At 39.3% G+C, this 15,367-nt stretch carries 11 protein-coding genes; 9 read left to right on the top strand and 2 right to left on the bottom strand.

Annotated elements, in window-relative coordinates:
• Window positions 1-73: 73 nt before the first annotated feature.
• Window positions 74-964 (bottom strand): DMT family transporter, encoded by an 891-nt coding sequence (locus KXD37_RS21165; protein WP_254518057.1) that lies wholly within the window; start codon window positions 962-964, stop codon window positions 74-76.
• A gap of 538 nt (window positions 965-1,502) precedes the next feature.
• On the opposite strand from KXD37_RS21165, the gene KXD37_RS21160 reads away from it, so the two are divergent.
• The 3 genes from KXD37_RS21160 (at window position 1,503) to KXD37_RS21150 (ending at window position 4,494) form a co-directional block, all read left to right on the top strand.
• Window positions 1,503-2,135 (top strand): type 1 glutamine amidotransferase family protein, encoded by a 633-nt coding sequence (locus KXD37_RS21160; protein WP_151174776.1) that lies wholly within the window; start codon window positions 1,503-1,505, stop codon window positions 2,133-2,135.
• A 365-nt stretch (window positions 2,136-2,500) separates the two neighbouring features.
• Window positions 2,501-3,346, top strand: a complete 846-nt coding sequence (locus KXD37_RS21155) for a MerR family transcriptional regulator (RefSeq protein WP_254518058.1) — start codon at window positions 2,501-2,503, stop codon at window positions 3,344-3,346.
• A gap of 578 nt (window positions 3,347-3,924) precedes the next feature.
• The gene (locus KXD37_RS21150; RefSeq protein WP_024120341.1) at window positions 3,925-4,494 is read left to right on the top strand and encodes a flavin reductase family protein; all 570 of its coding nucleotides are present in this window, start codon (window positions 3,925-3,927) and stop codon (window positions 4,492-4,494) included.
• Between the two features lie 448 nt (window positions 4,495-4,942).
• On the opposite strand, the gene KXD37_RS21145 is transcribed toward KXD37_RS21150, so the two are convergent.
• The gene (locus tag KXD37_RS21145; protein WP_254518059.1) at window positions 4,943-5,806 is read right to left on the bottom strand and encodes a DMT family transporter; all 864 of its coding nucleotides are present in this window, start codon (window positions 5,804-5,806) and stop codon (window positions 4,943-4,945) included.
• Window positions 5,807-5,961: 155 nt separating this feature from the next.
• On the opposite strand from KXD37_RS21145, the gene KXD37_RS21140 reads away from it, so the two are divergent.
• The 6 genes from KXD37_RS21140 (at window position 5,962) to KXD37_RS21115 (ending at window position 15,258) form a co-directional block, all read left to right on the top strand.
• A complete protein-coding gene (locus tag KXD37_RS21140) occupies window positions 5,962-7,353 on the top strand; it encodes a PLP-dependent aminotransferase family protein (protein WP_106020916.1) in 1,392 nt (463 codons plus the stop codon).
• A gap of 212 nt (window positions 7,354-7,565) precedes the next feature.
• On the top strand, window positions 7,566-7,883 hold the full coding sequence (locus KXD37_RS21135) for an ArsR/SmtB family transcription factor (RefSeq protein ID WP_106021107.1): 318 nt from the start codon (window positions 7,566-7,568) through the stop codon (window positions 7,881-7,883).
• 54 nt (window positions 7,884-7,937) lie between these two features.
• Entirely contained in the window at window positions 7,938-8,351 is a 414-nt protein-coding gene (locus KXD37_RS21130) for an ArsI/CadI family heavy metal resistance metalloenzyme (RefSeq protein ID WP_106022338.1), read from the top strand.
• A gap of 438 nt (window positions 8,352-8,789) precedes the next feature.
• Window positions 8,790-13,490 carry an isopeptide-forming domain-containing fimbrial protein gene (locus KXD37_RS21125; RefSeq protein ID WP_263463729.1) on the top strand — a complete coding sequence of 1,567 codons (4,701 nt, stop codon included), beginning with the start codon at window positions 8,790-8,792 and terminating at the stop codon, window positions 13,488-13,490.
• A 9-nt stretch (window positions 13,491-13,499) separates the two neighbouring features.
• Window positions 13,500-14,075: a class D sortase gene (locus KXD37_RS21120; RefSeq protein WP_106021106.1), complete on the top strand. Its 576-nt coding sequence runs from the start codon at window positions 13,500-13,502 to the stop codon at window positions 14,073-14,075.
• 310 nt (window positions 14,076-14,385) lie between these two features.
• Window positions 14,386-15,258: a YitT family protein gene (locus tag KXD37_RS21115; RefSeq protein WP_101864953.1), complete on the top strand. Its 873-nt coding sequence runs from the start codon at window positions 14,386-14,388 to the stop codon at window positions 15,256-15,258.
• Window positions 15,259-15,367: the final 109 nt, after the last annotated feature.

The following is a 15,367-nucleotide window of genomic DNA, read 5'->3' as shown; positions in this document are numbered from 1 at the left end:
AGTTTAGGTCAAGTTGCAAACAAAAGAAACAAAACAGTGGGGAACAAATGCTCCCCGCTGTTTTGTACGTTACTTAGCTGATATTTTCTTTAATCGTTTTGGAAAATGTGATTGATTTATTCTCGCTAACAAATGTTGAGCCTAAAAGGAGTGCACCACCTAGCATTTGAACAATGGTCATTTGTTCTTGCAGGATAATGGCAGAAATTAATATAGCTACAAATGGGTCTACATAGCTTAACATAGCAATACTCTGTCCTTTTAATTTTTGCATACCCGAGAAAAATAACCAAAATCCAATCCCAGTGTTTACAATCCCTAAAATGATGATAAAAGGAACGGATGATCCAGATACTCCAAAGATACCGAATCCTTCTGTGAAAAACACATATGGCAAGAGCAGCAATGCTGTTAATCCAAGTTGGATGATTGTAATCTCCAGCCTGCCCATGCGGTGTATAAATTTATTTAGTAACATCAATGCAGCGTAAAATGCAGCCGCAACTAATCCAAAAAAGATCCCAAGCAGATCGTCTTTTCCAGATGCACTTATGCCATTTCCAACAATCAATAACATGCCTATGATCGCTACACCAATACAAACCATTTTTTTGACAGATAATTGTTCCTTAAGGACAAATGGTGAGAGAATCATGACAAACACAGGTGCAAAGTAATACCCTAGTGTTGCATTAGTAAGTGTTGTATGATCGTACGATTGATAAAGAAAGATCCAATTCCCTCCTAATGCAATACCAGAAAGAAATAAGATGTAAGCATTTGCTTTGACTAATTTCCATGGAATGGTTTTCTTCATTATCATAAACACGACTATTAAAAATAGACATCCAATTGAACTGCTTAGTAAAGCTGTTTCACTCGAAGATAAATCAATGTATCTTACAACTAAACCCATTGTGCCGAAAATGATCATTGATAATATAAACTGAATCTTAGATTTCATTGTCTACTCCTTCGAATCTGCGAAACAGCTTATATTATATTTCGCAGATTCTTAATCTGTTTTAAATATAAGCTTATTCACTGCTGATTCAACAGCTGGAGTAAACGGCGGTGGCGGTGAAGTAGAAAATGGCTTCCAAGTGTATAGATTTGTATTTGAGAGTAGCATGTTAATCCCCCTATTTATATTAAATTTTTTAAAAGTTTTGATATTGCGAAAAAGTTGGTTCTAGATAGATTATACATGAAACCTTATGGGTTTTGTAATTAATTGTGACTTCCTGGTAATTCATAAAATAACAGATTTAGAGGTAATATCTCTACTCGCACCACACCAAAGGAACTCTCATCGCAGAATGATTCTGCTAAGGCCTTTTACCTTATTTACTTTTACTTATACGGTAAATCTATTTTTAGCGAATAAGCCTTAAAGAAAAGACTTATTGATGTTCTGTCAGAATTAATGTCATCAAGTACGATAACTTCTGTCAGGGAAGTTATATAATAGGCTATATCAATTGTGATTGGAGTGTGATTGGATGCAAACGAAAAAAGTTTATCTATATGTATGTAATACAATGTCAGATTGGGAATATGGATATTTAATCGCTGAACTAAACTCAGGAAGATATTTCAAAAAAGATGCAGCACCTTTTAAAGTAGTAACAGTAGGAGTTAGTCAAGAAATGATTACTACAATGGGAGGTCTGAGTATAAAACCAGATATTTCCGTTGGTGAGTGCACTCTTGAGAGTAAAGATCTTATCATATTACCTGGAGCGAATACTTGGGGAGAAGATATTCATCAGCCTATCTTGAAAAAAGTTCGCGAAGCTTTAGAGCTGGGCACTATTGTTGCTGCAATTTGCGGTGCAACGGAGGGCCTTGCGAATATGGGATACCTAGATTCCAGAAAGCATACAAGCAATGACTTAGAGTATCTTAAAATGGTCTGTCCTCATTATAAAGGAGAAACATTTTATGAGGTGGGGCCTGCGGTATCTGGTGAGAATTTGATTACTGCGTCAGGAGTAGCTCCTCTGGAATTTGCGATGGAAGTATTGAAAAAATTAGATATATTTGCGCCAGATACATTACATTCATGGTATAACCTCAATAAGACACATCAGCCAGAATACTTCTACGAATTAATGAATTCAATCGAGAGATGAGCGAAATCATTCAACTGAGTTTTATATACTTTTGACGATAAAAAACATGTTTTAACAATACTCAGAAGTGATGTTGTAATGAAAACAAGCTTTCATAAAACAAAGCAATGTTGAGGGCTTAGTTTAAGTATAGTAAAGGGAAAAAGCTTAATCTTTTTGGGAGATTAAGCTTTTTTTCTAAAGTCTAATATTGGCTTTAGGATATACATGTATTCATTCATAACAGTTTGGTATAAAACTCGTCTTCAGCAGATTTTAGGGATTTCTATTTTCTCGAGTTAGTTCGTTTAGGATTTAGCCCGTATTTGTGAATAGGTAAATGAAAGATTTTCTGAAGAGCTAACAGATAGAAAGGATGATAATGGATGAAGGAATATTTTACAATTGGAGAAACAGCCCGTCTCAATAACATCTCAATTCAAACATTGCGCTATTATGATAGGATCGGAGTTTTCAAGCCTTATTATACAGATCAGGATAATGGCTATCGATATTACCATGTGAAACAGTTCTTTTATTTAGATATTATCAAGTATCTAAAATATATTAGAACACCTCTGGAAGAAATCAAGCGTTTCAGCTCAAATACTTGTACCCCTGAACATATGCAACACTTTCTTGAGGAGCAAGAAAACATGATTGTGCAAGAAATGGAAAAACTTGAACGTGCCCGGCAATTACTTCATAGAAGAAGGAATCAGCTTAATGAACAAGTAGACATATGCAATAAAAAAGATGAAGGTTTCGTTTATTTTCGTTATATAGATGAACAAACAATAATAAAAGTAGAGACGCCTCGAGTTAATCCTCATCATCAATCAGATTTGTATTACAGAAAGCTGGCTGATGTTGTAGAAAAAATAGGAGATGTAGTAGATAACTATTATGGATTCATTTATGCTTTCAAGCCCTATAAGGATTCTCGTGAAATTTATTGCAACAGTATTTATACGACTGTTCGCAATGGAAAAGAGATAGACATAGGAGAAAAAAACATAACGCTAGACACGATCCCGTCCGGTGAATATGTATGTATCGCATTTGATTGGTCTGCAAAAAATTATGATGAATATTATCGTAAGCTTTATCAATATATTGAATCTCATGGCATCCAAACAGATGGAAAAGTATATCAAGTTTCTCTTCCAATCGACTTTCACTCATTAAGAGAAGAAAACTTCCTTACAGAATTAAGAGTGCTAAAAAAATAACTAATTCTTGACCCTATAGTTGCTATAGGGTTTATGATTTGTGCATCTTCTTATGAATATTTGAAAGGGAGGATGTATAAGATGACAAGATGCTTCGGTTACTCGTGACGCAATGGCAAGGCGGAAACCAACCGTCATGTACTGAGAGCCCATTTATTAACTGGCTTGCACCTTAAAACGAAAGGTCCATTTGAAGAAGTGCCTGTCGATTTTGGTGCGAGCCTTGAAAAAGAGCAGGGGATTGTTGGTAGGAGTGTTTTATTAAAGCGAGCTTGATCTGCCAAAAGCTTAATTCATAAGCACAGGCCTGATCGTATTATTATCGTTCTTGGCGGCGAGGTGCAGAACTTGCTCCTTTTGCATCCTTAAACGAAACATACGATGGAGATACTGCTTTGTTATGGGTTGATTCACACCCTGACGTTATCGCTACGGCTGTAGTGAAGGAAGATAGATTCATCATAACAATGCAGTGAATCATATTAGAGCTGTGCATGCTGCTTTAGCTTTACGTTGAAACACGTTTTATCGTATCTCAAATCCTAATAAAAAATGAATCTAAAAAAGGAGCGATGAATATGAGAGCACCGATAGATGAACCAATTTGGTACGCCTACCCTGGAATGGTAGCTGTAGTTACGGCTCAATATGAAGGCGAAAAAAACGCAATGGCTTCCGGGTGGCATACGTATATCGGATCTTCTCCAGGAATGTATGGGATATCAGTAAACAAAGAGACATATACGTACAAAATGATTGAGAAAAGTGGTGTTTTCGGTGTGAATTTTCTTCCAGGGAGATGTTCGGAATTAATTCAAGCTTTAGGCACCCATAGTGGCAGAGATATCAATAAGTTTGAAGAATTTAATATTCAATCCGAAGAAGGATTAAAAGCTGAGATACCGATTTTAAATGATGCATATTTTGCTTATGAGTGTAAAGTGCACAGTATGTCCACTTTGGGCGATCAAGAGTGGATTGTGGGAGAAGTTTTACAGAGATATCGAGATAAAGAGCTTTTCTTAAGAAATGGAATGCCAAATTTAGAAAAGTTGGATATTCCGCTTCATATTGGAAAGTCCAGCTACCGAATATTAAATAGTAAAGCAGAGGAACGTCAGCACGCATTTGATTCCAAAACTGATTGAAACATTCAGGTTCCCCCACCTTCATTGTTACGTTGCATACATGCTCATGCGCGGTTTGCGATAGAAATTGACCCTCAATATATGCTTTTAGATGAGGTGATGAAGCAATAAATGACGTAACAGTAAACGTATTTTACTGATTAAATACCCGTTACCGACTCCATTTTTTAAATCGCATTTCATATAAACATATAGAAATGATGGGAAAGTGAATATACGGAGTGTAAAGAAAATAAGCTTTGATTTAGGGGCCTAGTAGGTGAATAATCTATGAAGGTTCAAGTCTCTCGGCCGCATCAAAGATACCAAGGGTTGTAGACACCCCTGGTATTTTTTAATGTTCTCTTTAGCTTTTGCAGTTTTTTTCCTTTTTGTTTCACTCGTTACAACATTCAGTTAAAGTGAAATGGAATAAACAAAGGTTTTCCCCGTTTTTGAAGAGTCTATCTTACTTTGCGAATCGCCGAGCAGCTGCCACGCACAATATAACGGCGATATTCACTGCTACGAGTGCCCAGCCCACTTTCTCGTGCAGAATCACTGAGGCGAGCAGCAGTCCAAAGAAGGGCTGGAGAAGCTGCAGCTGTCCAACCGCCGCAATACCGCCTTGTGCGAGACCACGATACCAGAACACGAAGCCAATCAGCATGCTGAATAAGGATACATACGCAAGACTGAGCAGTGCAGGAACGCCGACGCCCGACCATGAGCCTGGCGTAAAATAGAATGACAATGGCAGCATAAGAGGAAGCGACAGAACGAGAGCCCAAGAGATCACCTGCCAGTTTCCCAGGCGCCGTGAGAGCCGGGCCCCTTCTGCATAACCGAGCCCGCATACGACGATAGAAGCCAGCATGTACGCGTCGCCGATCGGGGAAGATTCTCCGCCTTGGATGAGGGCGAATCCTGCTACTAGTAAGCTGCCTGCAGCGGAGAAAATCCAGAAAGCTGGCCGGGGGCGTTCCCCTCCGCGCAGTACGCCGAAGGTCGCTGTCGCGAGCGGAAGAAGCCCAATGAAAACAATGGCATGGGCGGATGTGACATACTGAAGCGCCAAGGCTGTCAGCAATGGGAAACCGACCACCACGCCGAACGCTACCACCAATAGCGCAGTTATGTCATCTTTGGCAGGTCGCTGCTGCCGGAAGATGAGAAGGAGCGCTCCGGCCAATACACCAGCTATCGCAGCGCGGCATACGGTGAGGAACAACGGATCGAAGTCCGCCACAGCCAAGCGGGTCGCGGGCAGCGATCCGCTGAAAATGAGCACCCCCAGAAAACCATTCATCCAGCCATTTGTTGCTTTGTTCATTTCAATCACTCCATAATATGTTTCTTCTCCTAAGATCATTTTTTCTCTTATCAAAACCTGTATGTAAGGATTACAATGACTATAAACTGTAATTGACCTTTTAAAAACAGCCAGTTTTCATAAAAAAATGCATACCAGTTAGGGGAAACGCGCAAATGGATATCACGCCTTTTTTAAATAGAAATCTGGATATTCCGCTTTATCAGCAGCTTTATCAGTATTTCAAAGAAAACATGCATCAGGGGCGTATTCAAAAAGGAATGAAACTGCCATCAAAGAGGCTTCTGGCGAATCAGCTTTCCATCAGTCAAACGACTGTAGAACGTGCCTATGAACAGCTTGCTGCCGAAGGCTATATTGTGAGCAAGCCAAGAAGCGGATGGTTTGCTGATTATAATGATGCTGATTTTGTCCATAGTAAAATGCTTAGCACATTACCAGCGAGAAAAAAAGCGCAAGAAAATGAACAATGGATTGATTTTCACTATGGAAATGTAGATTCTTCTCACTTCCCTTTTTCCGCTTGGCGAAAAAGTATGGTCAATAGTTTAGATCAATATGGCCACGAGCTTTATCGGCCTGGAAATGCTTTAGGGGAGCTGGAGCTGAGAACACTTATTGCAGAGTACCTGTATCAATCCCGCGGGGTTCATTGTGTCCCTGAACAAGTGATCATAGGTGCCGGGAACCCTTTTCTTCTGCAAATCTTGTGCCAGGTTTTTGAACCGGATATTTTCATAGGATATGAGGATCCGGGTTATCCACGAGCTCGGCAGATTTTTGAAGCCAATCGTATGAATATCGTTCCTATACCGGTCGACGATGAAGGGATTTGTATACAGAAGATCAAAGAACAGCAGCCACACCTTGTATATGTCACGCCTTCCCATCAATTTACGCTGGGAACAATCATGACGATTAACAGAAGAATGCAGCTTCTCAAATGGGCGGCAGAAAATCAATCATTCATCATAGAGGACGATTATGACGGGGAATTTAGATACACAGGACAGCCGGTCCCATCCTTACAAGGGCTTGACCAGCATAACCGTGTCATTTATATGGGCACCTTTTCCAAATCTCTTCTTCCTTCACTGCGCATCAGCTATATGATTCTCCCTTCGCCTCTTTTAAAAAAAGGCCATGACATCACTTCTTTATATAAGCAAACAGTGTCCTGCCACAGTCAGCTGACGTTGGCTCAATTTATAAAAAATGGAGAGTGGCAAAAACACATCAACAGAATGAGAAAGCTATATCGAAAAAAAAGACAAGTTTTATTAGAGACTGTGCAAAAGGAATTAGGAAAACACGTCAGGATTCGCGGGGAAAATTCTGGACTTCGTATCTTACTAGACGTTTTCTTGCCATTCAGTGAAAAAGAGTTAATTGAGAAGGCAAAGGAATATGGAGTGAAAATTTATCCGGTTTCTCTTTCTTATAAAAAACATCCTCCTACAAAAACTGTCTCACTGGGATTTGCAGGGGTTTCTGAATTCGACATACGAGAAGGCATAAAAAAGCTGAAAGCTGCTTGGGAGCTATAAGGGAGCTTTCAGTTTTGTATTTGATATTCACCATTCATATTGGATAAAGGAGCAAGTACGGCGATTAACAATGTTGGTGGAAGAAACATACAAAACGGCTTTTGTATGTTTTTCGCCTTTAATCAAATAAAATTGATTCATTTTATTGAATTTAGTGAAAATTTATGATTATAATGAATACATCAAAAAAATTGATTAAAGAGGGTGATATGATGAATGATACGAAATTAGAACTGCTTCAGAATTATGAAAAAAAATTTAAAGCTCTTGCAGATCAAAAACGGTTAGAGATCATGTATGAACTTTGTCAAAGAGGAAAAACCTGTGTTTGTGATTTGACTGAGATTTTTAACATGACACAATCAAAGCTTTCATATCATCTGAAAATATTGCTGGGCGCGAACTTAATTACTAAAGAAGTTAAGGGTACATGGAGCTATTATGATGTAAATAATCCTGAGTTAAATCAATTGTTGTCAGAAGAGCTTTGTTGTGTATTTAGAAAGAGCGGGGAAGGAAGCTGCAGTTAAATTTTAACCATTAAATCAAAATTTCTTGATGAATATCAATAAGGGGGAATCATTATGAAGTATGTTCATGTAGGGGTTAATGTAACCAATTTAGGGGAATCGATCAAATTCTATGAAAAAGTTTTTGGAGTGAAACCTGTAAAAGTAAAAACAGACTATGCAAAATTCCTGTTAGATAAACCGGGGTTGAATTTTACGTTGAATGTTCGTGATCAGGTACAGGGGAACCAAGTGAATCATTTTGGATTCCAAGTCGATACTTTAGATGAAGTTTTGAGACATAAGGAGCGGCTAGAAAAAGAAGGATTTTTTGCACGTAAGGAAATGAATACTACATGTTGTTACGCAGTCCAAGATAAATTTTGGGTTACAGATCCCGATGGAAATGAATGGGAGTTTTTCTATACCAAATCGAATAGTGATGACCAAAAACAAGATACTCTCTCTTGTTGTGTAACACCCGTGTGAAATTTAATTAAAAATTGTTAATGTACGGAGTTGTCAATTATAGATGTTCTATAGTTGGCAACTTTTTTTATGTAATCAAATAAGTCCGTCATAGTAGCCCAACGAATATGTCAGCAGTGAATCATCGCTTTACACTCATTGCTCTAGTAATCCATATTAGTATAAAAAAGGACAAAATTCCCTTGACAAATTACGACAAATACATTTGTTTTTTGAATTGTTACCTTATTTTATGCCAGATATATGAATATTTTGTCACATTGTAAGATATTCATATATTTTGTTATATTAACCAAGAGAGAAGGGAGGTCATATTAAGAACAGAGTTCGGAATATTGTGATTTTTCAAGTCGTGTGAAAAATAAATTATGGAGTGTGAAAGCTGTGCGAAAGGGCTTTATCCCTAGAACTTACATACTGAATATTAGGAAAACCCTCATGATATTTGCAGTCTTGTTATTGGTTACTGGAAATATGTTGACGGTTCTGCCAAATCATATTCACGCTGAAGATAAAACAGAGGTAACTCAAAATGCAGTTAATACTTGCCTGGCTCCGGTTGCACTGATTAACGGAAGCTTTGAGCAAGGTGCTGCCAGAGGAACTGCATATAATAATTCGGGTCTCTTTTATCTCGAATCCGAGGTACCTGGCTGGAAAACGACTGATGATTCCTCTGGTCAGAAGGCAATTGAAATATGGAATTATGAAAAGAACATTCCTGCAACAGTAAAAGGCTGGCCTTCTCCTCCTGATGGCAATCGGTGGGCGGAATTAAACGCTTTTGAGAATGGCATGCTGTATCAAGACGTGAAAACAACGCCCGGACAAACGATTTATTGGCGCTTATCCCATATGGGGCGGCAAGGTGTTGACACCATGCAGGTTCGCATCGGGGCAGCAACTAATAATCCATACAATACGGTGGTTCAAAAACAATTTTCTGATGGAAAAACGGCATGGGGAACTCATTCAGGCTCTTACACTGTTCCAGCAGGTCAAACGACAACGCGTTTCGGTTTTGAGGCGGTGAGTTCAGCCGGCGGAAGCTTAGGAGCCGGCAACTTTTTGGATGATATTTTCCTTGGCACAGAACCATGTGTAACTGCAAATAAGTCAGTCTCTCCACAGGGCGAGGTGCAACCCGGTGATGAATTAACATATGCGGTTCAAATCAAAAACCAAGGCGGAGATATTGCTTCTGATGCAAGCTTTTCCGATGCAATTCCAGAGGGAACTGAATATGTTCCGGGATCATTAAAATTAATTAATGGTTCGACAACAAAAAATTTAACTGATGCATCCGATAGTGATGAAGGTAATTTCGATGGTAATAAAGTAAATATTACATTAGGAGATTTACCTAATACGAACAACTTGCCTAATGGAATGACTGTACAGTTTAAAGTGAAAGCCAAGACAGGTTATGTCGGTAAGGAAATTTCTAACAAAGCGCAAATAGACTATGACAGTTTATTAACGAATACGAAAAAACAAACCGAATCAAACGAAGTAACAACTCCGGTTGTTTTTAAAAATCCTGTACTTGAATCAAAGAAAACGTCTGCAATTAAGGCAAAAGCGGATGGAAACCAAGATACGGATCATCCGGAAGTGGGAGATACGCTCCTTTACACGATACAAACACGGAATACTGCTGAAGACAGTCAGGTGAAAAACCTTTCAATTTCAGATGCAGTGCCAGAAGGCTTAGAATATGTTCCGGGCACTTTAAAAGTAGATGGTACATCGGTCAGTGATGCTCAAGATGATGATAAAGGCCAATATACAGACAGCAAAGTGTCAGGCAAAATTGGCGATGTGACGGATACTGAATGGCATAACGTTACCTTCGAAGCAAAAGTTAAGCCTGGTCAAGCAGGAAAGGATATTATCAATACGGCAAGCATTTCAGGAGACAATATAAATACTCCGGATAAGCCGAATAATGAAGTCAAAGTGTATCCTAGGAATCCTGACTTAGAGTCAAAGAAAACGTCAGCAATTAAGGAAAAAGTGGAAGGAAACAAATATCCTGATCACCCAGAAGTAGGCGACACGCTTCTTTACACAATACAAACACGAAATACTGAAGAAGACAGTGAGGTAAAAGCCCTTACAATCTCAGATGCCATACCAGAAGGACTGGAATACGTTCCAGGCACTCTGAAAGTAGACGGTACAGCAGTCAGCGATGCTCAAGACGATGACAAAGGTGATGTAACAGATGGCAAAGTGTCAGGCCAAATTGGTGATGTGACGGATACGGAATGGCATACTGTTACATTTGAAGCGAAAGTGAAAGCTGGCCAAGCTGGTGAAACGATTCAAAATACGGCTAGCGTTACTGGCAGCAACATCGACACACCAGATAAGCCGAGCAATGATACCGAGATTTATCCAAGAAAGCCGGATGTAGAATCGAAGAAAACCGCAAGCCTTCAAGCAAAAGCGGATGGCAATAAAGATGCGAAACATCCAGAAGTAGGAGATACCCTTCTTTATACAATCGAAACGAGAAACACGATTGAAGACAGTCTGCTGAAAGATCTCGTCATTTCAGATGAACTTCCGGAGGGATTAGAATACGTTTCAGGCTCACTAAAAGTAGACAATAAAGAAGTCAGTGACGCCAAAGACGACGATAAAGGTGATGTGACAAATGGCAAAGTGTCAGGTCAAATTGGTGATGTGACTGATACCGAATGGCATACTGTTACATTCGAAGCGAAAGTGAAAGCTGGTCAAGCCGGAGAAACGATTAAAAATACGGCTAGCATTACCGGCAGTAACGTAGACACTCCGGATAAACCGAATAATGAAGTAGAAGTTTATCCTAGAAACCCTGTCTTAGAGTCAAAGAAAACATCAAGTATTCAAGCAAAAGCAGATGGAAATAAGGACAAGAAAAAGCCGCAAGTCGGAGATACACTTCTTTATACAATCCAGACGAAAAACACAGTTGAGGACAGTCTGGTGAAAAATCTAGTCATCTCAGATGAACTTCCAGAAGGGTTAGAATATGTTTCTGGGACACTAAAAGTAGACAATCAAGCAGTCAGTGATGCTCAAGATGATGATAAAGGCGATATGACAGAAGGCAAAGTGTCAGGTGAAATTGGTAATGTGACTGACACTCAATGGCATACTGTTACCTTTGAAGCAAAAGTGAAAGCTGGCCAAGCAGATAAAGATATTGTTAATACTGCCAACGTTACTGGTGACAATATTGATAAACCAGATAAACCAAGCCATGAGGTCAAAGTTTCTCCAAGAAATCCAGTCTTAGAGTCAGAAAAGACAGCAAAGAATCTGGATGAAGAGAAAGAAAAGTATGAAGCAGGAGATACGGTTGTTTACACGATCAAAACAAGAAATACAGTTAAGGACAGTAAAGTAACTGATCTTGTCATCGCAGATAAACTGCCGGCAGGCTTAGAATATGTTCCTGGCACACTAAAAGTAGACAATAAAGAAGTCAGTGATGCCCGCGATGATGATAAAGGCGATGTGACAGAAGGCAAAGTATCAGGCCAATTTGGTGATGTGACTGATATGGAATGGCATACTGTTACATTTGAAGCGAAAGTAAAAGCTGGTCAAGCAGGTAAAAATATTGTCAATACGGCTAGCATTAGCGGTGACAATACTGATAAACCGGATAAACCAAGCCATGAGGTCAAAGTTACTCCGAAAGATCCAGTTTTGAATTCAGAAAAGACAGTAAAAAATCTGGATTCAGATAAAGAGAAATATGAAGCAGGAGATACAGTTGTTTACACCATCAAAACAAGAAATACAGTAGCGGATAGTAAAGTAACTGATCTCGTCATCTCAGACGAACTTCCAGATGGTCTGAAGTACATTGAAGGCAGTTTGAAAGTAAGCCATGATGGCAAAGGAAATGTTAAAAACGGTAAGGTATCTGCTGACTTTGGAGACGTCACAGACACAGAATGGCGGACTGTGACATTCCAAGCGAAAATTGAGTCCGGATATGCGGAGAAAACGATTAAAAACGTGGCTACCGTTGACGGCGGCAATATCGACACACCGGATAAACCGGGAACAGACATCACAGTGGATCCGAAAGATCCAAAATTAGAATCAAAGAAAACAGCCTCCATTAAGGAAAAAGCTGAGGGAAATAAAGATGCGGACCATCCAGAATCGGGCGACACGCTTCTTTACACAATCCAAACCCGAAACACGATGGAAGACAGTCTTGTCAAAAATCTTGTCATCTCGGATTCTCTTCCGGAAGGATTAGAATATGTTGCAGGAACATTGAAAGTGGATGGCACAGCAGTAAGTGATGATCAAGACGATGATCATGGATATTATGCCGAGGGTAAGACGTCAGGTGAGTTTGGCAATGTGACCGATACGAAGTGGCACTCTGTGACATTCGAAGTAAAAGTGAATTCTGGTCAAGCAGGAAAGGATATCGTGAACACTGCAAACATCAGCAGCGACAATATCAAGACTCCTGACAAACCAAGCCATGAATTGAAGGTATATCCGCGAAATCCTGTTTTAGAATCTGAAAAAACAGTGAAGAACTTGGATTCAGATAAGGAAAAGTATGAAGCAGGGGACACGGTAGTCTACACCATTAAAACCCGAAACACAGTATCCGACGGTAAAGTAGAAAATCTGGTTATTTCAGATAAGCTTCCAGCCGGATTGAAGTATGTCGAAGGCAGCTTGAAAGCGAGCAACGGCGGAGAAGCAACAATCAAGGACGGCAAGATTACTGCTAACTTTGGCGATGTTACTGACACTGAATGGCGGACTGTGACGTTCCAAGCGAAAATTGAGCCGGGATATGCAGGCAAAACGATTACAAACGTGGCAACTGTAGAAAGCAGCAGTATTGATAAGCCAGATAAGCCTGAAGCAGAGATGAAAGTTGTATCGAAAGGCTCTGAAAAACCAAGCGATCCTGCTAAACCAAGCAACTCTGATCCTTCTGGTGAGCCAAGTAAATCAACACCAGAAAAAACAGGTGAAAAGACAAATACCGGAAATGAGCTTCCGGATACGGCGACAAACAATTATAATATTCTTCTTGTTGGTTTTGGATTATTGTTAATTGGATCAGTCCTCTGGTATTTTAGAAGGAAAAGAAATGCCTAAATGCAAATTATAAAAAAAGCGTTTCCTTTGTTCATCATAAGTGCCGGACTCATTTTCATAGGCTATGGAGTCTGGAAAGTGGTGGATACCAATCAAAAGACAGCAGAAGCTTTAGAAGAAGCTAAGCTGGCAGCGGGACATCCTGAAACTAGCAAGGAGCGAGAAGCAGAAAAAGCATCTTTTAAACCTAAGGTCGGGGAAGCTGTCGGTGTTCTTGAAATCCCAAAAATAAATGCAGAGCTTCCGATTGTAGAAGGGACTGACGCAGATGACTTGGAAAAGGGCGTCGGTCACTACAAAGAAAGTTATTATCCAAATGAAAACGGACAAATTGTGTTATCGGGACATCGGGATACCGTTTTTCGCCGGACGGGAGAACTAAAAAAAGGTGATCAATTAAAGATTACGCTGCCATATGGGAGTTTTCAGTATAAGATTGAGAATATGAAAATTGTCGATAAAAATGATACTTCCATTATTACGTTGCAGCATAAAAAAGAGGAGCTCATTCTAACTACGTGTTATCCGTTTTCATATATCGGCAATGCTCCAAAACGATATATTATTTATGGAAAACGGATTTAAAACAATTAAGAATCCCAAAGATTTAGGCTGGCGAGATATTCTCGCCAGCTTTTTTTAATGAGTAGTTGAGGGAAGTAACAAGAGAACACGCTTGTTTTTCGTATTTCGCTTTTTCAAATGTTTCACCCCAAGGGAAGAAATCCGCCGGGTTATGAACATGGAGAAGCAAGTTCTGGAACTTATCAGAGGAATTCATTTATTGGTTTACTGTTGGGGAACATATATATACCTTCTGTATATGGTCTTTAGAATAAATAAACCTATTATGGTATATTTAAATTAAGACTAAATATTCGAAATGAGGAATGAGATGAATACAAACAAAAAACATAAGCATTTAAAAATAAAAAGAGTACTGCAAGTCATAATGGTTATTATCGGAGGAATTATAGCGGCATATGGACTGGAAACCGTATTGATTCCAAACAGTGTATCTGATGGAGGGGTGACAGGACTTAGTATCGTTGGTTCACAGCTATTTGATTTGCCGCTAGGGGTTCTTATTGCAGCATTAAACATCCCGTTTGTCTGGTTAGGATATAAGCAAATCGGGAAAGACTTTGCATTATTATCCATTATCGGAATCGTATCACTTGCCGCTGGCACAATGTTTTTCCACCACACTCCAGCCATCATAGAGGGGGATACCCTGTTAATAACCGTTGTTGGCGGGATTATCCTTGGATTGGGAATGGGGTTAGCGTTACGTAACGGCGGCGCATTGGATGGAATTGATATGCTCGCTGTGCTGCTATCTCGAAAATTGCCATTTGGAACGAGCGATCTCATTTTATTCTTAAACCTTTTTGTGTTTATTTTTGTATCCATTGTATTTGGCTTACAAGGGGCATTACTGTCAGTCATTGCTTACTACATTGCGTCCAAAGTCATACATATCGTTGAGGAAGGCTTAAGTGGTTCTAAAACCTTTCAAATTATTTCAACCCAGCCTGAATTAATGGTAGAGACAATACGTGATCAGTTAGGCCGAAGTGCTACCTATAAAGAAGCTTATGGCGGTTTTTCCCACGAGAAATTTAAAGAAATCACATGTGTCATCAACCGCCTTGAAGAAACAAAACTAAAGGAAATTATTAATGAAATTGATAAAAATGCCTTTGTTACCGTATATGACGTAGCTGAAGTGAAGGGCAGTAATTTTAGAAGACATACGAGTCATTAGAGAAAAACAGAACTTCTAACCCAAAAGTGAGATACCTCAGAAATTTTATATTAAATTGTTTTTGTCTTCACGCTCAGAAAAAAAGGTAACCAGCTAGTCAGTATGTTAA

The sequence above is a fragment of the Bacillus sp. XT-2 genome (genome assembly GCF_025696525.1).
Classification (GTDB): Bacteria; Bacillota; Bacilli; order Bacillales; family Bacillaceae; genus Bacillus; species Bacillus halotolerans.
The sequence above is the reverse complement of the archived record's forward strand: the minus strand, read 5'-3'. Positions and strand labels throughout refer to the sequence as shown.